The organism is Citrobacter sp. On2M, assembly GCF_018035235.1.
In the GTDB taxonomy this organism is placed as follows: domain Bacteria; phylum Pseudomonadota; class Gammaproteobacteria; order Enterobacterales; family Enterobacteriaceae; genus Citrobacter; species Citrobacter meridianamericanus.
Genome location: NZ_WPCV01000002.1, coordinates 315,441 through 340,515, shown reverse-complemented (window position 1 = coordinate 340,515; position 25,075 = coordinate 315,441). Strand labels below are relative to the sequence as shown.

The following is a 25,075-nucleotide window of genomic DNA, read 5'->3' as shown; positions in this document are numbered from 1 at the left end:
TCGTTAGCTTGGCTTATGTATTTGCTATCTGGATGAATAACGTTACATTTCGGTGAGAGACTTCTTTATTGATAAGCTGATGAGATGTTCAAATGGCTCAGGCACGCGGCCTGCGTCTTTTTTCAACACAAAAATTGATCTTAGCAGAGCCAACAAGCTCATGCTTCATGATAAAAGTAAACATTCATCACTCCATGAGATCCTTTTCAGCCAGAGCGAGCCATGCAAACAGAGCAGTCGTCACAGCGGACAGTTACACGGTTGTGTATTCAATGCGGTCTTTTTTTACTTCAGCATGGGGCAGAAAGCGCGCTGGTTGACGAGCTATCCACCCGGCTTGGACTGGCACTTGGCATGGACAGTGTAGAAAGCGCCATCTCTTCTAACGCTATCGTCCTGACTACCATTCAAGACGGGCAGTGTCTGACATCAACGCGAAAAAATCAGGATCGCGGGATTAACATGCACGTCGTCACGGAAGTGCAGCACATCGTAATTTTGGCGGAACACAAACTGCTGGATGTTAAAGGCGTAGAGAAGCGCTTTAGCCAAATTAAGCCGCTGCGCTATCCAAGATGGTTGGTCGCCTTGATGGTCGGTTTATCCTGCGCCTGCTTTTGTAAACTCAATAACGGCGGATGGGATGGCGCGGTGATCACCTTTTTCGCCAGTATGGTGGCGATGTATATCCGCCAGATTCTGGCGTCCCGGCATTTACACCCACAAATTAACTTCTGCATCACGGCTTTTGTGGCGACAACGATTTCAGGTCTGCTGCTGACGTTGCCGACGTTTAACCACACCCCAAACATCGCCATGGCCGCCAGCGTGCTGCTGCTGGTTCCGGGGTTTCCGTTGATCAACTCCGTCGCGGATATGTTTAAAGGACACATTAATACTGGACTCGCCCGCTGGGCTATTGCCAGCCTACTGACACTGGCAACCTGCATTGGCGTGGTCATGTCGATGACCTTATGGGGGCTACGCGGATGGGCGTGATCGATTTCATTTTGGCGCTGATGCAAGACATGATCCTGGCGGCGATCCCGGCGCTTGGCTTTGCTATGGTCTTTAACGTACCGCATCGGGCGCTACCCTGGTGCGCGTTACTCGGCGCACTCGGACATGGTTCACGCATGGTGATGATGAGCGCAGGACTTAATATTGAATGGTCGACCTTTATGGCCTCGCTACTGGTCGGCTGCATTGGGATCCAGTGGTCACGTTGGTATCTGGCGCATCCAAAAGTCTTCACCGTCGCGGCGGTGATCCCCATGTTTCCAGGGATCTCCGCCTACACCGCGATGATCTCGGCGGTAAAAATCGGCCATTTTGGCTACAGCGAAGCGTTGATGATCACCTTGTTAACCAATTTCCTGAAAGCCTCATCGATTGTCGGCGCGCTCTCCATCGGCCTGTCCGTACCGGGATTATGGCTGTATCGCAAACGCCCGCGCGTTTAAGCACGCCACAGAGGGGGAATCTCCCCCTCATCTGCTGCTCTCTCTCTTCTCTGTGTTACTATAAAAGCAGTTCCCTTCTCGGTTGTTGTTCAGTATTGAGAAACATTATGCCCTGCAAAATTTTGACGCCGGACGTCACTAGCATTGACGCCTTACTACACGATCACCACGCAGTGCTGGCCAAATCAACGGGCGGCGCCGTAGCCGTATTTGCCAATAACGCGCCAGCGTTTTACGCGGTGACGCCTGCACGACTGGCTGAGTTGTTGGCGCTTGAAGAGAGGCTGTCACGCCCGGGAAGCGATGTGACGCTGGATGCACAATTTTATGAAGAGCCGCAGGCCGTCCCCGTTACGGTGCCAATGGGGAAATTTGCGATGTACGCTGACTGGCAGCCCGATGCCGACTTTCAGCGCCAGGCTGCCCTGTGGGGCGTGGCGCTAAGAGAACCCGTCACCGCCGAGGAACTGGCCTCATTCGTCGCGTACTGGCAGGCCGAAGGCAAAGTCTTTCACCATATTCAGTGGCAGCAAAAACTGGCGCGCAGCATCCAGATTGGCCGGGCCAGCAATGGCGGAATGCCGAAGCGCGATGTGAACAATGTCAGCGAGCCTGACAGCCATATTCCACCGGGTTTTAGAGGATAACGATGAAAAACGTTGGCGACCTGATGAAACGTCTGCAAAAAATGATGCCGCCTAATGTCGAGCCCGCATTTAAAACGGGCGAAGAACTGCTGGCATGGCAAAAAGAGCAAGGTGAAATTCGCGCCGCCGCGCTGGCCCGTGAAAACCGGGCCATGAAAATGCAGCGCACTTTCAACCGTTCCGGTATCCGTCCGCTGCATCAGAACTGTTCGTTCGATAACTATCGGGTGGAGTGCGAAGGTCAGATGAATGCGTTGAGCAAAGCCCGCCAGTACGTTGAAGAGTTTGACGGCAACATCGCCAGCTTTATTTTCTCCGGCAAGCCCGGCACGGGCAAAAACCATCTGGCCGCTGCCATCTGCAACGAACTGCTGCTGCGCGGCAAGTCGGTACTGATCATTACCGTCGCCGATATTATGTCGGCGATGAAAGAAACCTTCAGTAATCGTGAAACCAGCGAAGAACAGTTGCTTAACGATCTGAGCAACGTGGATCTGTTGGTGATCGATGAGATCGGCATGCAAACTGAATCCCGCTACGAAAAAGTGATCATCAACCAGATCGTCGATCGCCGCTCGTCTTCAAAACGCCCGACCGGTATGTTGACTAACAGTAATATGGATGAAATGAACAAACTGCTGGGTGAGCGCGTAATGGACCGTATGCGCCTTGGCAACAGCCTGTGGGTTATCTTTAACTGGGAAAGCTACCGTAGTCGCGTAACCGGTAAAGAGTATTAACGTATTAGGACCACTCTTAAGACAGCCAGCGCTATACTGCGCTGAAAGGCATAACACGAGTTGCTTATCATGATGAAAACACACCAACGTCTGCTGTGCTGTGCGCTTGCCGCCAGCACGCTTATCTCCACCAGCGTTTTTGCCGCCTCCTGGCAGGATTCGCTCTCCAGCGCGGCCAGCGAACTGAGCAAACAAAGTTCAGGCTCGCGGAGCAGCTCGTCGCTCTCTTCCCTGACCAGCCTGCTGAATGGCAGCAATCAGTCGCTGACCTCCAGCAGCATGAATAATGCCGCCGGGATCCTGGAATATTGCGCAAAACAGAAACTGGCCTCGGTCACCGACACGCAAAACGTCAAAAACCAGGTGCTGGATAAACTGGGCCTCAGCGCGCCTGAGCAAAAACAAGACACCAACTATATGGACGGTATTCAGGGTCTGCTCAACGCCAAAGATGGTCAACAGTTGGACCTGAATACCATCGGTAACAGCTCGCTGGCGAAGCAGGTAAAAACCAAAGCCTGCGATCTGGTGTTAAAACAGGGGATGAACTTCATTTCCTGATGCCTGAATTGCCGCGTACAGCCTGCGCGGCATCATTCCTTACGCCAAAACATTCACGTATCAAATAACTAGTTTTTCCCCGCAAAAAATACGCATATCTAAACCAATTCTGAATAACAACGTAATTTAATGTCACTACAATTGCAGCAATGTTACATCGCTATTACATTGTGCTTTCCCCGAATGATTAGCCTGCAAGGCATGTGCCTGGTTTACTGAGGATCGACCGTTGTCAGAATTAATCTCCATTACTCTGTTTCTCGCTTCAGTGCTGATTTACGCCTGGAAAGCGGGTCGCAACACCTGGTGGTTTGCTGCCACGTTAACGGTGCTGGGGATTTTTATTGTCCTGAATATCACGCTGTACGCCAGTGACTATTTCACCGGTGAAGGGATCAATGACGCGGTTCTGTACACGTTGACCAACAGCCTGACCGGCGCGGGGATTGGAAAATATATTTTGCCGGGCGTCGGCATCGCGCTGGTGCTGACGACCGTTTTTGTCGCGCTCGGCTGGATCCTGCGCCGCCGTCGCCATCACCCGCATCATGTGGGTTACAGTCTGCTGGCCCTGCTGCTGGCACTGGCTTCCGTTGACGCCAGCCCGGCGTTTCACCAGATAACCGAGCTGGTTAAGTCGCAATCGCGCGATGGCGATCCGGATTTCGCGACGTATTATAAAGAGCCGTCGAAAACCATTCCCAATCCGAAGCTGAACCTGGTTTATATCTACGGCGAAAGTCTTGAGCGCACCTATTTTAACAACGATGCCTTCCCGGATCTGACCCCGGAACTCGGCGCGTTACAAAACGAAGGTCTGGATTTCAGCAATACCATGCAGCTGCCGGGTACCGATTACACCATCGCCGGGATGGTTGCCTCCCAGTGCGGTATTCCGCTGTTTGCGCCGTTTGAAGGCAACGCCTCGGCGTCGGTCTCCAGCTTCTTCCCCAACAATATCTGTCTGGGCGATATCCTGAAAAACTCCGGCTATCAGAATTACTTCGTGCAGGGTGCCAACCTGCGCTTTGCCGGCAAAGACGTGTTCCTGAAATCTCACGGCTTTGACCATCTGTACGGCGCGGAAGAGTTAAAAAGCGTGGTGGCGGATCCGGCCTATCGTAACGACTGGGGTTTCTACGACGACACCGTGTTGGGCGAAGCGTGGAAAAAATTCGAAGAACTTTCGCGCTCGGGCCAGCGCTTTTCACTGTTTACCCTGACTGTGGATACCCATCATCCGGATGGATTTATCTCACGTAGCTGTAACCGTAAACGTTATGACATCGACGGGAAGGCCAACCAGTCGTTCAGCGCGGTCAGCTGCAGTCAGGAAAATATCGCTGAATTTATCAATAAAATTAAAGCCTCTCCGTGGTTTAAAGACACCGTGATCGTAGTGTCTTCTGATCATCTGGCGATGAACAACACTGCATGGAAGTACCTGAACAAGCAGGATCGCAACAACCTGTTCTTCGTGCTGCGCGGCGACCAGCCGCAGCAGGATACGCTGGCGGTAAAGCGTAACACCATGGATAACGGGGCAACGGTACTGGATATTCTCGGCGGCGATAACTTTATCGGCCTTGGCCGCAGCAGCCTGTCGAGCGAATCCGTATCGGAAGTGTTCATGAACATCAAAGAAAAAATGCTGGCGTGGAAACCCGATATCATTCGCCTGTGGAATTTCCCGAAAGAGATGAAAGAGTTCACCGTCGACCAGGACAAAAACATGATCTCTTTCTCCGGCAGCCATTTCCGCCTGCCGTTGCTTTTGCGGGTATCTGACAAACGCGTCGAGCCGCTACCGGAAAGCGAATACTCGGCCCCGCTGCGCTTCCAACTGGCTGATTTTGCCCCGCGCGATAACTTTGTCTGGGTCGATCGCTGCTACAAAATGGCGCAGCTGTGGGCGCCGGAGCTGGCGCTCTCTACCGACTGGTGCGTTTCACAGGGTCAGTTAGGTGGGCGGCAAATTGTGCAGCACGTCGACAAAGCCAAATGGAAAAGTAAAACCGTATTTAAAGACACGGTGATCGACATAGAGCGCTACAAAGGTAACGTCGATACGCTGAAAATTGTCGATAACGACATCCGTTACAAAGCCGATAGTTTCGTCTTCAACGTGGCGGGCGCACCGGAAGAGGTGAAACAGTTTAGCGGTATATCACGACCCGAATCCTGGGGGCGCTGGTCCAATGCGCAGCTCAGCAAAGAGGTAACCATCGAATACAAGGCCCCGCTGCCGAAGAAATTCGATCTGGTCATCACCGCGAAAGCTTTCGGCGACAACGCTAATCGCCCTATTCCCGTGCGTGTTGGCAACGAGGAACAGACGCTGGTGTTAGGCCACGATGTCACCACCACCACCTTACATTTTGAAAACCCGGCGGATGCCGATACGCTGGTGATTGTCCCGCCCGATCCGGTTGCCACCAACGAGGGCAATATTCTCGGCCACTCGCCGCGAAAGCTGGGGATCGGGATGGTTGAAATCAAAGTAGTGGCTGCTCAGGGGTAAAAAAACAGCGCCCAACACTACACCGGGCGCTGCATGGCAACCTTATTCCAGACTTTTCACTGCCTGGCGCATCCCCTGCGCCAGAATCATCTCCAGGTTGGTCGTTACCTGCCCGGCAAGCCCAGGCAACAACGTCAAATCATCTCCCCAGTGCGCCGCATCTCCGAGCACGGCATCGACCAGCTCACGCAGCGTTAAATCACTGCCAACTCGCGGCCACAGGCTGGCATACAGACTGACCCACTGCTCGTCATCCTGGATCGGATAGCGTTCCCCATCCCGCTCTGCGCGATAAAACGCCAGCAGCGCAGCAAGGGCAAACGTTAACCGCACGGGCCAACGCCCATTTTTCTCACCCGCCAGCAGTTGCGGCAAAATTCGGGTGCGGAATTTGGTCATCCCGTTAAGCGCAATGGAAAGCAACTGGTGACGAATGTAGGGGTTTCGAAAACGCCCGTTCACCGCGCTGGCAAACTCACGCAGTTCATCCGCCGGAAGATCCAATACCGGTATAATTTCCTCGCTAATCGCCTGTTCAACAAAACGGCGGACATCGGCATCCTGCATCGCCTCGCCAACGGTCTCCAGCCCGCACAGCCATGCTACAGGTACCAGCGCCGTATGCGCGCCATTGAGAATGGCGACCTTGCGCTCTTTGTACGGTTTGATATCGCTCACTACACGGATATTCAGCGGACACTGAGCCAGCTTCAGCTCCTCTGCCAGCCACTGCGGCCCCTGGATCACAAACAGGTAAAAATGCTCCGCGGTATCGAGAAACGCATCGTGATAGCCAAGCGCAGCTTCCAGCGCGGCGGCTTCTTCTCGCGGGTAGCCGGTGACAATGCGGTCGACCAGCGTGGAACAGAACGTGTTTGCCGTCTCCACCCAGTCGGCAAACGCCGGAGGAAGATGCCACTCCTGCGCATACCGCAGCACCAGGGATTTGAGCGCCTCACCGTTATAGTCGATAAGCTCACACGGGATAATTACCCAGCCCTTATCCGCCGCCCCAGCAAACTGATTAAAGCGCTCGAGCAGCAGGCGCGTCAGTTTGGCTGGAAAGCTCACCGGCGGCGCATCATCCACGCAGTCTGCCGGGTGATAGCTTATTCCGGCTTCGGTGGTATTCGAAAACACAAAGCGGATATCCGCATTGTGCGCCAGCGCCAGATACGCCGCGAAGTCCTCATACGGATTGATTTCGTTATTCACCGACCGGATAAGCCGCGCCTCGCTCACCGTCTCACCCTGCTCGTTTAGCCCGCGAATAAGCGTGGTATACAGCCCGTCCTGGGTATTCAGCGACGGCGGGAAATTGGTATTAATTGGCCTAACAATGGTCACGCCCGCGTTCAAATCGGTGTATTCGTTGAGAATATCCAGTTGCCAGTCGACAAACGCCCGCAGAAAGTTACCTTCTCCAAACTGGATCACGCGCGTTGGGTAGCTGGCCCCCGCAAAATCACGTCGATTCAATGTATTCATCCTGTTTTCCCTCTCAGAACGTAATCACGCCTTTAATCAGTTCACGGTTGTTGATCACATCCCGCTCGTAGATTTCTGCCAGTGTGGCAAAGGCGTAACGGTGCGTGAGCATCATGTCGGCGGTCAATTTGCCTTCCGACATCAGGCGGCCGACTTTGGCGAAATCTTCCGGTGTGGCGTTGCGACTGCCCATCATGGTGGTTTCTTTCTTGTGGAATTCAGGGTCAGAGAACTGCAAATCACCTTTGAACAACCCAACAAAAACGATGCTGCCGCCATGGCGAATCAAATTCACCGTATTGTTCATCGCATGCTGATTCCCCGTGGCATCAATCACCTTTTGCGCCAGCGAACCGCCAAACTGATCACGCAGCTGCACATCAAAATCGTCAGCGGACGGATCGATAACCGGGAGCCCCAGGCGGGAAACCACATGCTCTCTGCGTGCCGGACTGGTATCGGCGACCACCACCTGTGCGCCATCGGCTTTGGCAATCGCCGCAGCGCCCAGACCAATCGGGCCGGCGCCAACCACCAGCACCTGCTCACCTGGCGCCACCGCCGCCCGACGTACCGCATGCGCGCTGATGGCGTAAGGCTCAATCAGCGCCGCCGCCTGCGGGTCAATCCCCTGCGCGTCCAGTAAGTTGGTCACCGGAACGGACAGATATTCACTGAAACCGCCATCCTGATGCACGCCGATCACTGAAATCTTCTCGCAGCAGTTGGTACGCCCGCTCAGGCATGCCGGACACTGCTGGCAGGCCACGTAAGGAATAACCGCCACCTGCTGCCCATTTTTCAGATTCTGTATATTTTTTCCCAGCCCGACAATTTCCCCACATATTTCATGACCTAATACACGTGGGTAGCTGAAAAAAGGCTGATTGCCGCCCCAGGCATGAATATCGGTACCACAAATTCCTACCGACTTAATTTTAATTAATGCCTCACCCTCACCCGGAATAGGTATTTCGCGCTCTTTCCAGACTAATTTTTTAGGTTCCTGGCAAATCAACGTATTCATCGTAGACATGATTCTGCTCTCCTGTTTTTCTGTTGCCTCAGATATCAACGAAAATAAAAAAGCCGGAGAAAACAGAAACACAATCTGTGAATTCCAGCGCATAAAAATGTTTTAAATCGGGTTTTAATAGGCAAAAAGGAGAAGCCATGAGCCGTTCACAAAACTTACGCCACAATGTGATTAACCAGATAATCGATGATATGGCGCGGGGTCATATCCCTTCCCCACTTCCTTCGCAAAGTGCGCTGGCGGAGATGTACAACATCAGCCGCACTACCGTGCGCCATATGCTGAGCCACCTAGGCGAGTGCGGGGTGCTAACCCAGGTCGGTAGCCACTATGTCATCGTGCGTAAACCTGACCATGATGACGGTTTTGCCTGCACCACCGCCTCCATGACCGAGCAAAACCGGATTTTTGAGCAGGCTTTTTTCACTATGATCAACCAGCGCCAGCTGCGCGCGGGCGAGAGTTTTTCCGAACTGCAGCTTGCCAGAGCCGCGGGGGTAAGCCCGGTAGTGGTACGGGAATATCTTTTAAAATTCGAACGTTACAACCTGATTAAAAACGAAAAACGCGGTCAGTGGAGCATGAAGCAGTTCGATCAGGCCTATGCGGAACAACTGTTTGAACTCAGAGAAATGCTGGAAACCCATTCCCTGCAGCATTTTCTCAATCTGCCCGACGATGACCCCCGCTGGCTGCAGGCGAAAACGCTGCTTGAGCGCCACCGGATCCTGCGCGACAGCATCGGCAGCAGCTTTCGTATGTTCTCGCAGTTAGACCGTGAGTTTCATGCTTTACTGCTCTCCGCTGCCGACAATATATTTTTTAATCAATCACTTGAAATCATCTCCGTGATTTTCCACTTCCACTATCAGTGGGATGAGAGCGACCTCAAACAACGCAACATCATTGCCATCGATGAGCATATGACCATCCTCAGCGCGCTGATTTGCCGCAGCGACCTGGATGCCACGCTGGCGCTATGTAACCATTTGAATTCAGCTAAACAATCGATGATTCGTTCCATCAACCAAAGTCATCGCGCCGCACATTAAGTACCGATAAAAAACAGCAAACTATTACCGGGAGCACGATTTTATAAAAATAAAAACGCCGGAAAAATACCTCTTGCCTATGCTCACGCTAAGTCGACTGCATTAAAAACTTTTGTGAGCAGTGATGAGTAAATTTTTTCATCACTGGTATTTTTTCAATACTGCACAGCCCGGCTGTGTGAATAATAAATTATTGAGGTTCAGGAGTCCGGCGTGGAAAAAAATAATATTACCCTCGACCCGAGTTCTTCGTTTGGCACGTCGTCATCTGCGGATATAAATGTTCCTTCTGAAGGCATGGTGCAACGCAGTAGCCGAATAAAACGCATTCAGACCACGGCAATGATTTTATTATTTTTTGCTGCGGTAATTAATTATCTCGACCGCAGTTCTCTGTCGGTTGCTAACTTAACGATTCGTGAAGAGCTGGGGTTGAGCGCCACGCAAATCGGCGTGCTGCTGTCGGTATTTTCGCTCGCTTACGGTATTGCCCAGCTCCCCTGCGGCCCACTTCTGGATCGCAAAGGTCCGCGCATTATGCTCGGACTGGGGATGTTCTTCTGGTCGCTGTTTCAGGCGATGTCCGGCATGGTACACAGCTTCACTCAGTTTGTGCTGGTGCGTATCGGGATGGGGATCGGCGAAGCGCCAATGAACCCGTGCGGCGTAAAGGTCATCAACGACTGGTTTAACATCAAAGAGCGCGGCCGCCCGATGGGATTATTCAACGCCGCTTCCACCATCGGTGTAGCCATTAGCCCGCCGATTCTGGCTGCCATGATGCTGGTGATGGGCTGGCGCTGGATGTTTATTACCATCGGCGTGCTGGGCATTTTCCTCGCCATCGGCTGGTACATGCTGTATCGCAACCGCGAGCAGATTGCACTGAGCGCCACCGAACAGGCGTACCTGAACGCCGGTAGCGTCAATGCCCGCCGCGATCCCCTGAGCTTTGCCGAATGGCGCAGCCTGTTTCGCAATCGCACGATGTGGGGCATGATGCTGGGCTTTAGCGGCATCAACTACACCGCATGGTTATATCTGGCATGGCTGCCGGGCTACCTGCAAACCTCCTACAATCTGGATTTAAAAAGCACCGGATTAATGGCGGCGATCCCGTTCCTGTTTGGTGCAGCCGGCATGCTGATTAATGGTTTTGTCACCGACTGGCTGGTGAAAGGCGGTATGGCGCCGATTAAGAGCCGTAAGATTTGTATTATCGCCGGGATGTTCTGTTCTGCGGCCTTCACCTTCGTCGTACCACAGGCCACAACGTCAATGGCTGCGGTGTTACTGATCGGCATGGCGCTGTTCTGTATCCACTTCGCCGGAACATCCTGCTGGGGTCTGATCCACGTGGCGGTGGCTTCACGCATGACCGCCTCCGTGGGCAGTATCCAGAACTTCGCCAGCTTCATCTGCGCGTCATTCGCACCGATCGTCACCGGATTTATTGTTGATACCACCAACTCTTTCCGTCTGGCGCTGATCATCTGCGGCTGCGTCACCATGGTGGGCGCTCTCGCCTACATCTTCCTGGTGCGCCAGCCCATCAGCGATCCGCGTAAAGATTAATCCTCACGATGCCCGATAACACCGCGCTTATCGGGCATGTTATGCTCGACAAATGAACATCATCTTACGTTCCACCACGCTGGCAGACACCGCTGCGCTTCCCGCGATCGAACGATCGGCGGGGCAACGTTTTTTACACATCCCGGAACTGGCGTGGATTGCTGACGACCAGATTATGCCGGCTGCCCGGCATCGCGCATTTGCTGCCGCTGGCTTGAGCTGGCTGGCGCAGGCCGATGAGCATCCGGTCGGTTTTTTAGTCGCCGAAGCACTGGATTCATCGCTGTTTATTGCGGAACTGTCGCTGCATCAGGCGTGGCAGGGAAAAGGCATTGGCCGCAGATTGCTTAGCTATGTTGCCGGGCAGGCGCGTGCGAAAGGTTATACGTCGCTCACGCTGACCACCTTCCGCGATGTGCCGTGGAATGCGCCATTGTACGCGCGACTGGGTTTTGAGCTACTGGCTGATGAGACGCTTCCTGTATTACTGCGCCAGAAAAGAGAAGAGGAAGCGGCGCATGGCCTGGCGTATGAATCACGCTGCGCCATGCGCCTGATGCTTACTTAGAACGTTTCCCAGTTATCCCCGGCATCCGTTACCGCAGCTTTACGCGGCTGGACCGTTGACACCGGCTTGGCAGCGGCAACGTCACGTGCGCGTTGCTGGTCATGCTGAATACGGAACACGGCAACGGCCTGAGTCAGACGGCTGGCCTGTTCTTCCAGCGCGGCGGCGGCGGCGGCGGATTCTTCCACCAACGAGGCGTTCTGCTGCGTGACACGATCCATCTCGGCAACAGCCAGACCGACCTGGTCGATCCCGCGGCTCTGCTCGTCAGAAGCGGAGGCGATTTCACCCATAATATCGGTCACGCGGGTCACTGCATTGACAATCTCATCCATGGTTTCACCGGCGCTTTCAACCAGCGTTGAACCGACATCTACGCGGCTGACCGAGTCTTCAATCAGGCTCTTGATCTCGCGCGCGGCCTGCGCACTACGCTGGGCCAGGTTACGAACTTCACCCGCAACCACCGCAAAACCACGCCCCTGTTCACCCGCACGCGCGGCTTCTACCGCGGCGTTGAGCGCCAGAATGTTAGTTTGGAAAGCAATGCCGTCGATGACGCTAATAATGTCGGCGATTTTCTGCGAACTGGAAGCGATGTCACGCATAGTTTGCACGACGTTATCCACCACTTTGCCGCCTTTCTGCGCGGTTTCCGAAGCACTCAGCGCCAGATGGCTGGCCTGGCGCGCGTTTTCGGCGTTCTGCTTCACGGTTGCCGTCAGCTGTTCCATGCTGGCTGCGGTTTCCTCAAGAGAAGCCGCCTGCTGTTCGGTACGCGAGGAGAGATCATTATTGCCCATGGCAATCTCGCTGGCCCCGCTGTAAATCGCGTTGGCACCGTTACGCACATCCCCTACGGTGTTCATCAGCTCACCCTGCATATGGCGCAGGCTTTCCGCCAACTGTCCAATCTCGTTGGAACCTTCCACGTCAATGCGCTTCACCAGGTCGCCGCTGGCGATATGGCGAATGCTGTCGATCAGACGGTTCATTGGGGAGATAAGGGTCAGTTTGATACCAAACCAGACCGCAATGATTGCCGCCAGTACAGTAATCAGCACGCAGACCAGCACCCACATCGCCTGGCTGTAAGAACTGTTGTTATCAGCCACTGCGATGTCATACAGACGATCGTTCTGCTGCATATAGTTGATATAGGCTTTCTCAAAACCATCCTGATAGCTCTGAGTCGGTTGATCGAAGAACGCGTTGATCTTCCCGTCACCCAGTAACTGGATCAGTTCCGCCAACGCACCATGATAGATGTCGTAAGTGCGGTTGATTTCCTGGAATGCAGCTTCGCTTTGGCGCGGATCGCGTGGCAGCGACTCGTAAAGCGCCCAGTTTTTTTCCGTCAGTTTCAGCGCGGTGCTGGCTACTTGCATCAGCTCAGCAACGGTCGCACCGCTGCCAATATTGCTCTGATCCATCATGTAGCGAATACCCGCCCGGTTCAAAGTATTACGTGTTTGCAGCAGCTCAACCCAGGTGGCGTTCAGCGCAGACTGTTGCTGGCGAATGGTTTGCAGAACGGTAAAGTTCTCTTTGTCATTCTTAAGTGAGTTAAAGAACAGGCCGCCCGAGGCGAGCTGTAAAAGGCCAAACAGCGCCAATACCAGCAGTAAGCTGGTAACAATCTTCATTCGTTTTAACATGTTTTCTCTTTCCGCTAGACAGATACTCTGGTTTTCGGCCTGGAAAGAGAAAACTTTATGGTGTCAGCAATTGCCACAGAATTATCGTTTTCGCATTAAATACCGTTCCCTATGACAAATTACGTAAAAAATTAGTCGTTCCGTTGCGCCTTAGGTGTAGGATTCCCGTTTTTTAAGGAAAGGATGCCTCTATGTTAAATCGCGATTTTGATCACCTATCCACCCTCGCGCACCACTTTTTTGAACGCGAAGATATTCGCCAAAAGCTCAATATCATTGATCAGTACAACATCTCCGGTTGGGAAGTCTGGATGCAGATAGAATTCGCTAATCTGTTGGCTTCGACGGGTCATGAATGGTGGCGTGAACAAACCCTCGCTTGCGATCTGCGAAAAAATCCACAGCGATTGTCTGTGCGTGCAGATTTTTTGTTGCGGAAAAAAGGCTGGACGCTGGACAGCTACATTGCACTTGAACTCAAGCAGAACCAGGATCCGACAAGCTGCGTCAGAAATATGATTGCTGATTTGGTTAAAAGCGCCAAAATCAAACGTTCGGAATTAGCGCTGCGTAGCTTCTGGACGCTGGGAGTAACGCCCCGGATAGATAAAGAGCGCCTCAATGAACTTATTGACTACTATTTGGATGAAAAATATTACCTGACTAAATCACGTAAGAAACATGTGTTGCTCAGAGACATCGAACAAACGCCTTATTGTTATATCGTAATCTGAGTCTCCCAATGAAATGCTCTGTCAGTGGAAAAACACGGCATATCAGCAAGCGGACACTATAATGCCGTGATCTCAATCACAAAAACCCCTCCATTAATCCCAACAGCTTACCGCTCGCTGACACTTGGGACCGCTTAAGCTGACATATAACCGCTCACTTATTTACTTTACTTTACGCGCGTAATTATCTGGCAAGATCCTCGCAACATAGCAGTCAATTTACCTCCTCAAACACAAGATCAAACCCACGCGGCTTCGGCCAATTATTAATTAGATACCAGGTTTTACTATGGATACGAAAAAGATATTCAAGCACATACCCTGGGTGATTCTCGGAATCATCGGTGCATTCTGCCTCTCGGTAGTGGCATTACGTCGGGGTGAGCACATCAGTGCCCTGTGGATCGTGGTCGCCTCAGTTTCTGTTTATCTGGTGGCTTATCGTTACTACAGTTTGTACATCGCCCAAAAGGTGATGAAACTTGACCCGACGCGCGCCACGCCGGCGGTCATCAATAATGATGGTCTGAACTACGTTCCAACCAACCGTAACGTATTGTTTGGTCACCACTTTGCCGCTATCGCAGGTGCCGGTCCGCTGGTTGGACCGGTACTGGCTGCGCAGATGGGCTACCTGCCTGGTACGCTGTGGCTGCTGGCGGGCGTCGTGCTGGCCGGTGCGGTGCAAGACTTCATGGTGCTGTTTATCTCTTCTCGCCGTAACGGCGCATCTCTGGGTGAGATGATCAAAGAAGAGATGGGCCCGGTGCCGGGAACCATTGCGCTGTTCGGTTGCTTCTTAATCATGATCATCATCCTCGCAGTACTGGCGCTGATCGTGGTAAAAGCGCTGGCGGAAAGCCCGTGGGGTGTGTTCACCGTCTGCTCAACCGTACCTATCGCACTGTTCATGGGTATCTACATGCGATTCCTGCGACCAGGACGTGTGGGTGAAGTGTCGGTGATTGGTATTGTGCTGCTGGTTGCCTCCATCTACTTCGGCGGCGTGATTGCGCACGACCCATTCTGGGGCCCGGCCCTGACCTTTAAAGACACCACTATTACCTTTACCCTGATCGGCTACGCGTTTATCTCTGCGCTGCTGCCGGTATGGCTGATCCTCGCTCCGCGCGACTATCTGGCTACCTTCCTGAAAATCGGCGTTATCGTTGGTCTGGCGGTGGGGATTGTTATCCTCAACCCGGAACTGAAAATGCCGGCAATGACCCAGTACGTTGATGGTACTGGCCCGCTGTGGAAAGGCGCTCTGTTCCCGTTCCTGTTCATCACCATCGCGTGTGGTGCGGTATCTGGCTTCCATGCGCTGATCGCCTCCGGTACCACACCGAAGCTGCTGGCTTGTGAAACCGACGCGCGTTTCATTGGTTACGGCGCGATGCTGATGGAATCCTTCGTGGCGATTATGGCGCTGGTTGCTGCGTCCATCATCGAACCGGGTCTGTACTTCGCAATGAACACCCCGCCTGCGGGCCTTGGCATCACCATGCCGAACCTGCATGAAATGAGCGGTGAGAACGCCCCGCTGATTATGGCGCAGTTGAAAGACGTTACCGCACACGCAGCGGCAACCGTCAGCTCCTGGGGCTTTGTGATTTCACCTGAGCAGATCCTGCAAACCGCGAAAGACATCGGCGAGCCGTCTGTTCTGAACCGCGCAGGTGGCGCACCGACGCTGGCCGTTGGTATCGCCCACGTGTTCCATAAAGTGCTGCCGATGGCTGACATGGGCTTCTGGTACCACTTCGGTATCCTGTTCGAAGCGCTGTTCATCCTGACCGCACTGGACGCCGGTACCCGTTCTGGCCGCTTTATGCTGCAAGATTTACTGGGTAACTTCGTTCCGTTCCTGAAGAAAACCGACTCTCTGGTTGCGGGTATCATTGGTACTGCGGGCTGCGTAGGCCTGTGGGGTTACCTGCTGTATCAAGGTGTTGTTGACCCGCTGGGCGGCGTTAAGAGCCTGTGGCCGCTGTTCGGTATCTCTAACCAGATGCTGGCTGCCGTGGCGCTGGTTCTCGGCACCGTGGTGCTGGTTAAAATGCAACGCACCAAATACATCTGGGTTACCGTGGTTCCGGCAGTATGGCTGCTTATCTGCACCACCTGGGCGCTGGGTCTGAAACTGTTCAGCACCAACCCGCAGATGGAAGGCTTCTTCTTCATGGCGAATCAGTACAAAGAGAAGATTGCTAACGGCGGCGAACTGACCGCACAGCAGATTGCCAATATGAACCATATCGTCATCAACAACTACACCAACGCAGGCCTGAGTATTCTGTTCCTGGTGGTGGTGTACAGCATCATTTTCTACGGGTTCCGTACCTGGCAGAAAGCCCGTACCATCAACGGTCGCTCTGATAAAGAGACACCGTATGTACCGGTGCCGGAAGGCGGCGTGAAGACCTCTTCACATCACTAACCTGAAGCCGGGTGGCGCGCTGCGCTCCCGGCCTACATCACTTAGTGCCGCAGGCGTAATTGGCGCAGTCAGTTTGGCCGCGGACAGCGCGCAGCAACCGGAGCGTACACGCTGTACGTGAGGATTGCGAGCACTGCCCGCGGTCAAAATGGCAAGTGAAATAGCCTGCATCTACGAGCTCAACATATATCCGGGGCGTTTTATGTTTGGTACTTTAGGTCAGGCAAAAAAGTATCTCGGTCAGGCGGCGAAGATGCTGATTGGCATTCCGGACTACGACAACTACGTCGAGCACATGAAGACCAACCATCCCGATAAGCCGTACATGACCTACGAAGAATTCTTCCGCGAGCGCCAGGAAGCCCGCTACGGTAGCGGCGGAAGCAGTTGCTGTTAGAAGGAGAAGTGAATGACCCCGATTGCAGTTACCCTACTCACCGGTTTTCTTGGCGCGGGTAAAACTACCCTGCTGCGCCATATTCTTAACGAGCAGCACGGTTACAAGATTGCCGTTATCGAAAACGAATTCGGCGAAGTCTCGGTGGACGATCAGCTGATTGGCGATCGCGCAACACAGATCAAAACCCTGACCAACGGCTGCATCTGCTGCACCCGTTCGAGCGAACTGGAAGACGCGTTGCTCGATCTGCTCGACAACCTCGACAAAGGCACCATCAATTTCGACCGTCTGGTGATCGAATGCACCGGCATGGCCGATCCCGGTCCGATTATTCAGACCTTTTTCTCCCATGAAGTAATTTGCGAACGCTACCTGCTGGACGGCGTGATTGCGCTGGTTGACGCGGTGCATGCCGACGAGCAGATGAACCAGTTCACCATTGCCCAGTCTCAGGTGGGCTACGCCGACCGCATCCTGCTGACCAAAACCGATGTGGCAGGCGAAAGCGAAAAACTGCGTGAGCGCCTGGCGCGCATCAACGCCCGCGCCCCGGTGTATACCGTCACGCATGGCGATATCGACCTCTCTCTGCTGTTCGACACCAACGGTTTCATGCTGGAAGAGAACGTGGTCAGCGCCAAACCGCGCTTCCACTTTATCGCCGACAAGCAAAACGATATCTCCTCGATCGTCGTCGAGCTGGATTACCCGGTGAACATCAGCGACGTGTCCCGAGTGATGGAAAACCTGCTGCTGGAATCCGCTGAGAAGCTGCTGCGCTACAAAGGTATGCTGTGGATTGAAGGCGAGCCAAACCGCCTGCTGTTCCAGGGCGTCCAGCGCCTGTACAGCGCCGACTGGGACCGCCCGTGGGGCGACGAACAACCGTACAGCCAACTGGTGTTTATCGGCATTAACCTGCCGGAAGACGAGATCAGAGCCGCGTTTGCGAGGTTGAAGAAGTAGATTTTTCGTAGGCCGGATAAGGCGCCGCCGCCATCCGGCATTCACTGCCCCAGTATATTCTGACTATTTCTTATTTTGCTCGCGCAGCATCGCTTCGCGCAAAATGGCATTAAGGCGCGTCTGATATCCTTTTCCTGGACGTTTCAGCCACTCCATCACATCGGCATCAATACGCACCGAGGCCTGCGTTTTTAACGGACGGAAAAACTTACCGCGTGTGGCCTCTGACCACTGCTTATCTTCGGTCACGGGAATGTCACTGTAATCGATATCATCGTCCGGTTTATTCGCCAGCGCTTTCAGTTCAGCCTTATGCTGAGCACTCAGCGCAGATATGCTGCCGCGTTTATGCTTAACCATGTTCATAATGATTCCTCAGGTTGCTTTGTGCCTTGTTTGCATCCCATTCAAACTCTATTGGCATGTATTTCATCCCTAATTGTATATACAAAAATGTATCTACAATTATCTTATGATTATAGCGAAATTGTTGGAAATAACATCACATTTGCTGTTGATAGGATGAACTTTAGTAGGCCGGATAAGGCGCAGCCGCCATCCGGCAGAGGATGGTTAACCGTAAAGGCATGAGCTATCGCATCACCGATGCCGGACAAACCAGGCCAGGAAAAGCGCCACCGGCACGAAAAAGCGATCCGTGTTAAGCGTTGCAGAATGTGGATTTACCGCTGTTTGATGAGCTGGAGATTGAGTGAGGGGGGCGAATTTCGCCGCTTTTATCGCTACAATAGCCCCCAAATTTTTCCTGATTGAGTTCATCATGGCCAAAGCACCAACGAAAAAAGCCAAAGCAAAGAAAGGCTTTGAAGACACATTATGGGATACCGCGAACCAGCTTCGCGGCAGCGTTGAATCCTCCGAGTACAAACACGTGGTGTTGAGCCTCGTGTTCCTCAAATTTATCAGCGATAAGTTTGAAGCCCGCCGTCAGAAGATGAAAGACGAGGGCCAGGGTGATTTCCTCGAAATGGAAGTCTTCTATCAGCAGGACAACATCTTCTATCTGCCGGAAGAGGCGCGCTGGTCGTTCATCAAGCAGCACGCCAAGCAGGATGATATTGCCGTACGCATTGATACCGCGCTCTCAACCATTGAGAAGCGCAACCCGACGCTAAAAGGCGCGCTGCCGGACAACTACTTCAGCCGTCAGAATCTGGAAACCAAGAAGCTGGCGTCTCTGATCGATACCATCGACAACATCGAAACGCTGGCCCATGAAACTGACGTGGAAGCGCTGTCGAAAGAAGACCTGGTCGGTCGCGTGTACGAATACTTCCTCGGCAAGTTTGCCGCCACCGAAGGTAAAGGCGGTGGTGAGTTCTATACGCCAAAATGCGTGGTGACGCTGCTGACCGAAATGCTCGAACCGTTTCAGGGCAAAATTTATGACCCGTGCTGCGGCTCGGCGGGGATGTTTGTCCAGTCGGTGAAGTTTGTTGAAAGCCATCAGGGGAAAAGCCGCGATATCGCCCTGTACGGCCAGGAACTGACGGCCACCACCTACAAGCTGGCGAAGATGAACCTCGCCATTCGCGGCCTCTCCGCCAACCTCGGCGAGCGCCCGGCGGATACCTTTTTCAGCGATCAGCACCCGGACCTGAAAGCCGACTATATCCTGGCCAACCCGCCGTTTAACCTGAAAGACTGGCGTAACGACGCCGAGCTGACCAAAGACCCGCGCTTTGCCGGCTACCGCACGCCGCCAACCGGCAACGCCAACTACGGCTGGATTTTGCATATGCTCTCCAAGCTGTCGGCAAACGGTACCGCTGGTTTTGTGCTGGCGAACGGCTCAATGAGCTCCAACACCAGCGGCGAAGGCGAGATCCGCGCGCAGATGATCGAAAACGATCTAATCGACTGCATGATTGCCCTGCCCGGCCAGTTGTTCTACACCACCCAGATCCCGGTGTGCCTGTGGTTTATGACCAAATCGAAGGCAGCCGATCCGGCCAAAGGCTATCGCAACCGTCAGGGCGAAACGCTGTTTATCGACGCGCGTAACCTCGGCACTAAGATAGATCGCACCACTTTAGAGCTGACGGCAGACGATATCGCCACCATCGCCGACACCTACCATGCATGGCGCAGCACGCCGGAAGAGCTGGCTGAACGCGTGAAGCGCGGCGACAGCAAGCTGGCGCAGTACGACGATCGGGCCGGGTTCTGCAAAGTCGCGACCATTGCAGAGATCAAGGCAAACGACTCTGTGCTGACGCCGGGCCGTTATGTCGGTGCCACCGAGCAGGAAGACGACGGCGTGGCGTTTGAAACCAAAATGCGTGAATTGTCGAAGACGTTATTTGAACAAATGAAGCAGGCGGAAGAACTGGATAAAGCCATTCGCCAGAACCTGGAGGCGCTGGGTTATGGTTTATAATTCCCCATTAGGAAAAACTAAATTTCCTCTAGCCCCGGTTTCTGATGGATGTACTTTCATATCCGGTTATGCATTTAAGAGTAAAGATTTTACAGATATTGGATATCCTGTTATTAAGATTAAAAATATTCAAGACGGGTTTGTTACTCTTGAAGATAGTCAATGCGTTACTTCCAAAACAGTTGAAGGTCTAAATAAATTCAGATTAAATAATGGTGATGTACTAATCGCAATGACCGGGCAAGGCAGTGTTGGGAGAGTTGGTCGCTTATCCTTTGATGGAGATAAAGTCCCCTATCTAAATCAACGTGTAGGTAAATTCATTGCCGATGAAAAAAAACTCAATATTAGCTATTTATATTATATTTTAACAACTAAGCAGTATCAAAACATATTGTTTAACAATGCTTCGGGAAGCGGACAACCAAACCTAAGCCCTGCAGTTATTCAGTCAATATTAATTCCCTATCCTGAATATCATTTGCAATGTGAAATGGCAAAGATACTGGATGAAATTAACGATCGAATAATTAATAGTAACGCTATTAATAAAACCCTAGAACAAATATCCCAAACCCTGTTCAAATCCTGGTTTGTAGATTTCGACCCGGTGATTGATAACGCGCTGGACGCGGGAAACTCAATCCCGGAAGCGATGCAATCCCGCGCCGAACTGCGTCAAAAAGTACGCAATAGTGCAGATTTCAAACCACTTCCGGCGGATATTCGTGCTCTGTTCCCGGCGGAATTTGAAGAAACAGAGTTGGGTTGGGTGCCAAAAGGTTGGAAAATATCCACTGCTGGCGACGAATTAGTTGTTAAAGGTGGCTCAACACCAAGTACTTCAAATGCAGATTTTTGGGAAAACGGCACTATTCATTGGACATCACCTAAAGACTTAACAGGTAATGATAGTAAAGTATTATTGGATACCAGCAAAAAAATTACAGAGTTAGGTTTGAAAAAAATATCATCTGGTTTATTACCGACTGATACAGTTTTGATGTCATCGCGAGCACCAATAGGATATTTAGCACTTGCTAAAACGCCTATGGCTATAAACCAAGGGTATATAGCTATTCCTTCATCTAAAAATTTATCACCAGAATATATTATCTACTGGCTTGAAAATATTATGGATGATATCAAAGGTATGGCAGGAGGAACGACATTTGCAGAAATTAGCAAAGGCGCCTTTAAAACTATTAGTTTAGTTATCCCGTCTAAAAATATAGTAGATGAATTTACACGATTAGCTCACCAACACTTTGGAAAAGTAGTGAGCAATACAGAACAAATAAACGCATTAACCGCCCTCCGCGACACCCTGCTCCCCAAACTCATCTCCGGCGAGCTCTCCCTGGAGGATCTGCCAGATTTAGTAGCTCAAACCGAACCCGCATAACGCATTTTGCCCCTGAAAAATCAGGGGCTTTCTGTTAAGGTTTTCTCTGTTACAGGAACTCTTACCAGAAATCAGCCAGGGCCGGAGCGAGATATGCATCTCTCATTCAGTGAAGCGAAGTTAGAACAGGCGATAATTGAACTGTTACAGGATCAGGGCTATCAGCACCTGATCGGCGATAATGTGCCGCGTTCCAGCCTCGATCAGGTGATTATCGAAGACGATCTTCGCCACTACCTCGCCGCGCGCTATCAGGCCGACGGCATCACCGAAGAGGAGATCCAGCGGCTGATCAAACAGTTCACCACCCTGCCCGCCTCCGATCTCTATGAAAGCAATAAAACTTTCTGCTCCTGGCTGGCCAACGGTTTCCTGTTTAAACGCGACGATCGCCAGCAGAAAGATCTCTATATCGAACTGCTCGACACCCGGCACCTGCCCGCCGCGCTGCGTGAACTGTTCGATACCGAAGAGGTTCCGCTGCAACAGGCCGCGGAAACGCCGGCAGGTTATTATCTTACCCAGCCGCTGAACCGGGTAAAAATCGTCAATCAGCTGACCATCACCGGCAAAGAAAACCAGCCGCGCATTCCGGATGCCATCCTGTATATCAACGGCCTGCCGTTAGTGGTGTTTGAATTTAAAAGCGCGGTGCGCGAGCAGGAAGCCAATATTGGCGATGCGTATAAACAGCTCTGCACCCGCTATCGCCGCGATATTCCGCAGCTGTTTGTCTATAACGCGCTGTGCATTATCAGCGACGGCGTCAATAACCGCATGGGCAACCTGTTTGCGCCGTACGAGTATTTCTACTCCTGGCGTAAAGTCACCGGCAATGAAAACCGCGAGCAGGACGGCATCCCGTCCCTGCACTCGATGATTCAGGGGTTGTTTCAGCCGGTCCGCCTGCTGGACGTGATTAAAAACTTTATCTGCTTCCCGGATAAAGCCAAACATGAAGTGAAAATTTGCTGCCGCTACCCGCAGTATTATGCGGCGCGCAAGCTGTACTACAGCATCGAACGAGCGCGTAAACCTTTCGGCGACGGCAAGGGCGGCACCTACTTTGGCGCGACCGGCTGCGGCAAGAGCTACACCATGCAGTTCTTAACCCGTCTGCTGATGAAAAGCGTCGAATTCGCCAGCCCGACGATCGTGCTGATCACCGACCGCACCGATCTGGACGATCAGCTCTCGGCGCAGATGTGCAATGCCAAAAACTATATCGGCGACGACACCGTGGTGCCCGTCACCAGCCGCGACGATCTGCGGGAAAAACTGGCCGGTCGCAACAGCGGCGGCGTCTTCCTGACCACTATCCATAAATTTACCGAAGATACCGAACTGCTCTCCGGGCGCAGCAATATCATCTGTATTTCCGACGAAGCGCACCGCAGCCAGGTTAACCTCGATCAGAAAGTGATCGTCGATAAAGAGAGCGGCAAGGTGCGCAAAACCTACGGTTTCGCCAAATATCTGCACGACTCACTGCCGCAGGCCACCTACGTTGGTTTTACCGGCACGCCTATCGACGCCACGATGGAAGTCTTTGGCAACATCATCGACAGCTACACCATGACCGAATCCGTGCAGGATGAGATCACCGTGCGCATCGTCTACGAAGGCCGCGCCGCGAAGGTCATCCTCGATGCCGGTAAGCTGGAAGAGGTGGAAAAGTATTACGAAGAGTGCGCCAATGCGGGCACCAACGAGTGGCAAATCGACGAGAGCAAAAAAGCCAGCGCCACCATGAACGCCATTCTTGGCGATGAAGACCGCCTGAAAGCGCTGGCGGAAGACTTTGCGAAACACTATGAAAAACGTGTCGCCGAAGGCTCCACGGTGAAAGGCAAAGCGATGTTTGTCTGCGCCAGCCGCGAGATTGCCTGGGATTTCTATCGTCAGTTGAAAGACTTTCGTCCCGCGTGGTTTGAGGTGAAACAGGCCCCGGATGGGGTTGAACTGACCGAGCAGGAGGAGAAAGATCTGCCGCCGTCCGAAATGGTCAAGATGGTGATGACGCGCGGTAAAGACGATGACGCGAAACTGTACGAGCTGCTGGGCAGTAAAGAGTACCGCAAAGAGCTGGATAAACAGTTCAAAAACGCGAAGTCGAACTTCAAAATCGCCATTGTGGTGGATATGTGGCTTACCGGTTTTGACGTGCCGGAGCTGGACACCATTTATATCGATAAGCCGCTGCAAAAGCATAACCTGATCCAGACCATCTCCCGCGTTAACCGCAAGCTGGAAGGCAAAAGCAAAGGGCTGGTCGTCGACTATATTGGCATTAAGCGCCAGATGAACCAAGCACTGGCGATGTATTCGCGCATCGACGCCACCAACTTTGAAGATATTCAGCAGTCGGTGATTGAGGTAAAAAACCATCTCGATCTGCTGGCCCAGGTGTTCCATGAATTCGACAGCCGCCCTTATTTCAGCGGCGAGCCGCAGGCGCAACTTGCCTGTCTGAACCTAGCGGCAGAATTTGTCTTGCGCACCCAGAAGCTGGAACGCCGCTTTATGGGGCTGGTGAAGCGGCTGAAAGCGGCCTATGACGTCTGCTGCGGCAGCGAGGCGTTGTCGCAGGCCGAACGCGACCATATCCATTTTTATATTGCCGTGCGCTCTATCGTCTTCAAGCTGACCAAAGGCGACGCGCCGGACGTTACGCAGATGAACGCCCGCGTGCGCGAAATGATCGCCGAAGCGCTGAAAGCCGACGGCGTGGAAGAGCTGTTTTTCCTTGGCGACAAGAAAGCGGAATCGATCGATATTTTCGACGACGATTATCTGGCACGCATTAATAAGATCAAACTGCCGGCCACCAAAATCCAGCTGCTGCAAAAGCTGCTGGAAAAAGCCATCAGCGACTTTAAACAGATCAACCAGCTTCAGGGGATTAATTTCACCCGTCGTTTCCAGTCCATTATGGATAAATATAACGAGCGTCGGGAAGATGACGTCCTCAACGGTGAAGAGTTCGATCATTTCAGCCAGGAGATGACCGACATTATCTACGATATTAAAACCGAAATGGGCACCTATGCCGAGATGGGGATTGATATTGAAGAGAAAGCCTTTTACGACATTCTGGCGCATATGCGCGATAAGTATCAGTTCACCTACGAAGAAGACAAGATGCTGGCGCTGGCGAAGGAGATGAAGGCGGTAGTCGATAACACGTCGAAGTACCCCGACTGGAGCAAGCGTGATGATATTAAAGCGAAACTGAAGGTAGAGCTGATTCTGCTGCTGCATAAACACAAGTTCCCGCCGGTGGCGAATGACGATGTGTATATGGGCGTGCTGGCGCAGGCGGAGAATTTTAAGCTGCACCAGATTAATACCGTGCATTAATTTTATGGCCGGATGACGCTCTGTTTATCCGGCCTGATTTATATTTCCCATCAATTTAAT

Annotated in this window: 20 protein-coding genes; 16 read left to right on the top strand and 4 right to left on the bottom strand. The window is 52.6% G+C overall.

Annotation, left to right across the window (positions count from 1 at the left end):
• Positions 1–222: 222 nt before the first annotated feature.
• The 6 genes from On2M_RS03840 to opgB all read left to right on the top strand — a co-directional run bounded on the left by On2M_RS03840 (position 223) and on the right by opgB (position 5,932).
• Positions 223–999, top strand: a complete 777-nt coding sequence (locus On2M_RS03840; protein ID WP_187253686.1) for a threonine/serine exporter ThrE family protein — start codon at positions 223–225, stop codon at positions 997–999.
• Complete coding sequence (locus On2M_RS03835) at positions 990–1,463, top strand: threonine/serine exporter (protein ID WP_151216661.1); 474 nt, start codon at positions 990–992, stop codon at positions 1,461–1,463. The genes On2M_RS03840 and On2M_RS03835 overlap by 10 nt, the downstream gene beginning before the upstream one ends.
• Before the next feature lie 107 nt (positions 1,464–1,570).
• Positions 1,571–2,110, top strand: coding sequence for a primosomal protein DnaT (gene dnaT, locus On2M_RS03830; protein ID WP_210904407.1), 540 nt, complete (start codon positions 1,571–1,573; stop codon positions 2,108–2,110).
• Positions 2,111–2,112: 2 nt separating this feature from the next.
• Positions 2,113–2,850 carry a DNA replication protein DnaC gene (gene dnaC, locus On2M_RS03825; RefSeq protein ID WP_061067183.1) on the top strand — a complete coding sequence of 246 codons (738 nt, stop codon included), beginning with the start codon at positions 2,113–2,115 and terminating at the stop codon, positions 2,848–2,850.
• Positions 2,851–2,919: 69 nt separating this feature from the next.
• The gene (locus tag On2M_RS03820; RefSeq protein WP_210904406.1) at positions 2,920–3,411 is read left to right on the top strand and encodes a DUF2501 domain-containing protein; all 492 of its coding nucleotides are present in this window, start codon (positions 2,920–2,922) and stop codon (positions 3,409–3,411) included.
• 229 nt (positions 3,412–3,640) lie between these two features.
• A complete protein-coding gene (opgB, locus tag On2M_RS03815; protein ID WP_210904405.1) occupies positions 3,641–5,932 on the top strand; it encodes a phosphatidylglycerol--membrane-oligosaccharide glycerophosphotransferase in 2,292 nt (763 codons plus the stop codon).
• Positions 5,933–5,974: 42 nt separating this feature from the next.
• On the opposite strand, the gene On2M_RS03810 is transcribed toward opgB, so the two are convergent.
• A complete protein-coding gene (locus On2M_RS03810) occupies positions 5,975–7,420 on the bottom strand; it encodes a tagaturonate reductase (protein WP_210904404.1) in 1,446 nt (481 codons plus the stop codon).
• 13 nt (positions 7,421–7,433) lie between these two features.
• A complete protein-coding gene (locus On2M_RS03805; RefSeq protein WP_151224518.1) occupies positions 7,434–8,456 on the bottom strand; it encodes a zinc-binding alcohol dehydrogenase family protein in 1,023 nt (340 codons plus the stop codon).
• 137 nt (positions 8,457–8,593) lie between these two features.
• On the opposite strand from On2M_RS03805, the gene On2M_RS03800 reads away from it, so the two are divergent.
• The 3 genes from On2M_RS03800 (at position 8,594) to On2M_RS03790 (ending at position 11,651) form a co-directional block, all read left to right on the top strand.
• Positions 8,594–9,508: a GntR family transcriptional regulator gene (locus tag On2M_RS03800; RefSeq protein WP_086550806.1), complete on the top strand. Its 915-nt coding sequence runs from the start codon at positions 8,594–8,596 to the stop codon at positions 9,506–9,508.
• Between the two features lie 213 nt (positions 9,509–9,721).
• Positions 9,722–11,083 (top strand): MFS transporter, encoded by a 1,362-nt coding sequence (locus On2M_RS03795; protein ID WP_151216654.1) that lies wholly within the window; start codon positions 9,722–9,724, stop codon positions 11,081–11,083.
• Positions 11,084–11,135: 52 nt separating this feature from the next.
• Positions 11,136–11,651, top strand: a complete 516-nt coding sequence (locus tag On2M_RS03790; RefSeq protein WP_171862075.1) for a GNAT family N-acetyltransferase — start codon at positions 11,136–11,138, stop codon at positions 11,649–11,651.
• On the opposite strand, the gene tsr is transcribed toward On2M_RS03790, so the two are convergent.
• Positions 11,648–13,309 (bottom strand): methyl-accepting chemotaxis protein, encoded by a 1,662-nt coding sequence (gene tsr / locus On2M_RS03785; protein WP_187253681.1) that lies wholly within the window; start codon positions 13,307–13,309, stop codon positions 11,648–11,650. The genes On2M_RS03790 and tsr overlap by 4 nt on opposite strands.
• Positions 13,310–13,500: 191 nt before the next feature.
• On the opposite strand from tsr, the gene On2M_RS03780 reads away from it, so the two are divergent.
• The 4 genes from On2M_RS03780 (at position 13,501) to yjiA (ending at position 17,849) form a co-directional block, all read left to right on the top strand.
• Complete coding sequence (locus tag On2M_RS03780; protein WP_187253680.1) at positions 13,501–14,043, top strand: hypothetical protein; 543 nt, start codon at positions 13,501–13,503, stop codon at positions 14,041–14,043.
• Between the two features lie 289 nt (positions 14,044–14,332).
• A complete protein-coding gene (btsT, locus tag On2M_RS03775; RefSeq protein WP_210904403.1) occupies positions 14,333–16,483 on the top strand; it encodes a carbon starvation CstA family protein in 2,151 nt (716 codons plus the stop codon).
• A 202-nt stretch (positions 16,484–16,685) separates the two neighbouring features.
• Positions 16,686–16,880 carry a YbdD/YjiX family protein gene (locus On2M_RS03770; RefSeq protein ID WP_003830038.1) on the top strand — a complete coding sequence of 65 codons (195 nt, stop codon included), beginning with the start codon at positions 16,686–16,688 and terminating at the stop codon, positions 16,878–16,880.
• A gap of 12 nt (positions 16,881–16,892) precedes the next feature.
• Positions 16,893–17,849, top strand: a complete 957-nt coding sequence (gene yjiA / locus On2M_RS03765) for a GTPase (RefSeq protein ID WP_210904402.1) — start codon at positions 16,893–16,895, stop codon at positions 17,847–17,849.
• A gap of 63 nt (positions 17,850–17,912) precedes the next feature.
• On the opposite strand, the gene On2M_RS03760 is transcribed toward yjiA, so the two are convergent.
• On the bottom strand, positions 17,913–18,215 hold the full coding sequence (locus tag On2M_RS03760) for a BrnA antitoxin family protein (RefSeq protein ID WP_210904401.1): 303 nt from the start codon (positions 18,213–18,215) through the stop codon (positions 17,913–17,915).
• A gap of 415 nt (positions 18,216–18,630) precedes the next feature.
• On the opposite strand from On2M_RS03760, the gene On2M_RS03755 reads away from it, so the two are divergent.
• From On2M_RS03755 to On2M_RS03745, 3 genes are all read left to right on the top strand, one after another.
• Positions 18,631–20,250: a class I SAM-dependent DNA methyltransferase gene (locus On2M_RS03755; RefSeq protein ID WP_210904400.1), complete on the top strand. Its 1,620-nt coding sequence runs from the start codon at positions 18,631–18,633 to the stop codon at positions 20,248–20,250.
• A complete protein-coding gene (locus On2M_RS03750; RefSeq protein ID WP_210904399.1) occupies positions 20,240–21,655 on the top strand; it encodes a restriction endonuclease subunit S in 1,416 nt (471 codons plus the stop codon). Before On2M_RS03755 ends, On2M_RS03750 begins: the two co-directional genes overlap by 11 nt.
• 93 nt (positions 21,656–21,748) lie before the next feature.
• Entirely contained in the window at positions 21,749–25,015 is a 3,267-nt protein-coding gene (locus tag On2M_RS03745) for a type I restriction endonuclease subunit R (RefSeq protein ID WP_210904398.1), read from the top strand.
• The last annotated feature ends 60 nt before the right edge of the window (positions 25,016–25,075 follow it).

Excerpts from the sequence above, each read along its gene's own strand:
- On2M_RS03760 (WP_210904401.1), bottom strand. The coding sequence starts at position 18,215 with ATGAACATGGTTAAGCATAAACGCGGCAGCATATCTGCGCTGAGTGCT.
- dnaC (WP_061067183.1), top strand. The coding sequence starts at position 2,113 with ATGAAAAACGTTGGCGACCTGATGAAACGTCTGCAAAAAATGATGCCG.
- On2M_RS03820 (WP_210904406.1), top strand. The coding sequence starts at position 2,920 with ATGATGAAAACACACCAACGTCTGCTGTGCTGTGCGCTTGCCGCCAGC.
- On2M_RS03780 (WP_187253680.1), top strand. The coding sequence starts at position 13,501 with ATGTTAAATCGCGATTTTGATCACCTATCCACCCTCGCGCACCACTTT.
- tsr (WP_187253681.1), bottom strand. The coding sequence starts at position 13,309 with ATGTTAAAACGAATGAAGATTGTTACCAGCTTACTGCTGGTATTGGCG.
- On2M_RS03790 (WP_171862075.1), top strand. The coding sequence starts at position 11,136 with ATGAACATCATCTTACGTTCCACCACGCTGGCAGACACCGCTGCGCTT.
- On2M_RS03810 (WP_210904404.1), bottom strand. The coding sequence starts at position 7,420 with ATGAATACATTGAATCGACGTGATTTTGCGGGGGCCAGCTACCCAACG.
- On2M_RS03805 (WP_151224518.1), bottom strand. The coding sequence starts at position 8,456 with ATGTCTACGATGAATACGTTGATTTGCCAGGAACCTAAAAAATTAGTC.
- On2M_RS03770 (WP_003830038.1), top strand. The coding sequence starts at position 16,686 with ATGTTTGGTACTTTAGGTCAGGCAAAAAAGTATCTCGGTCAGGCGGCG.
- On2M_RS03750 (WP_210904399.1), top strand. The coding sequence starts at position 20,240 with ATGGTTTATAATTCCCCATTAGGAAAAACTAAATTTCCTCTAGCCCCG.
- btsT (WP_210904403.1), top strand. The coding sequence starts at position 14,333 with ATGGATACGAAAAAGATATTCAAGCACATACCCTGGGTGATTCTCGGA.
- dnaT (WP_210904407.1), top strand. The coding sequence starts at position 1,571 with ATGCCCTGCAAAATTTTGACGCCGGACGTCACTAGCATTGACGCCTTA.
- On2M_RS03745 (WP_210904398.1), top strand. The coding sequence starts at position 21,749 with ATGCATCTCTCATTCAGTGAAGCGAAGTTAGAACAGGCGATAATTGAA.
- On2M_RS03800 (WP_086550806.1), top strand. The coding sequence starts at position 8,594 with ATGAGCCGTTCACAAAACTTACGCCACAATGTGATTAACCAGATAATC.
- On2M_RS03840 (WP_187253686.1), top strand. The coding sequence starts at position 223 with ATGCAAACAGAGCAGTCGTCACAGCGGACAGTTACACGGTTGTGTATT.
- On2M_RS03835 (WP_151216661.1), top strand. The coding sequence starts at position 990 with ATGGGCGTGATCGATTTCATTTTGGCGCTGATGCAAGACATGATCCTG.
- yjiA (WP_210904402.1), top strand. The coding sequence starts at position 16,893 with ATGACCCCGATTGCAGTTACCCTACTCACCGGTTTTCTTGGCGCGGGT.
- On2M_RS03755 (WP_210904400.1), top strand. The coding sequence starts at position 18,631 with ATGGCCAAAGCACCAACGAAAAAAGCCAAAGCAAAGAAAGGCTTTGAA.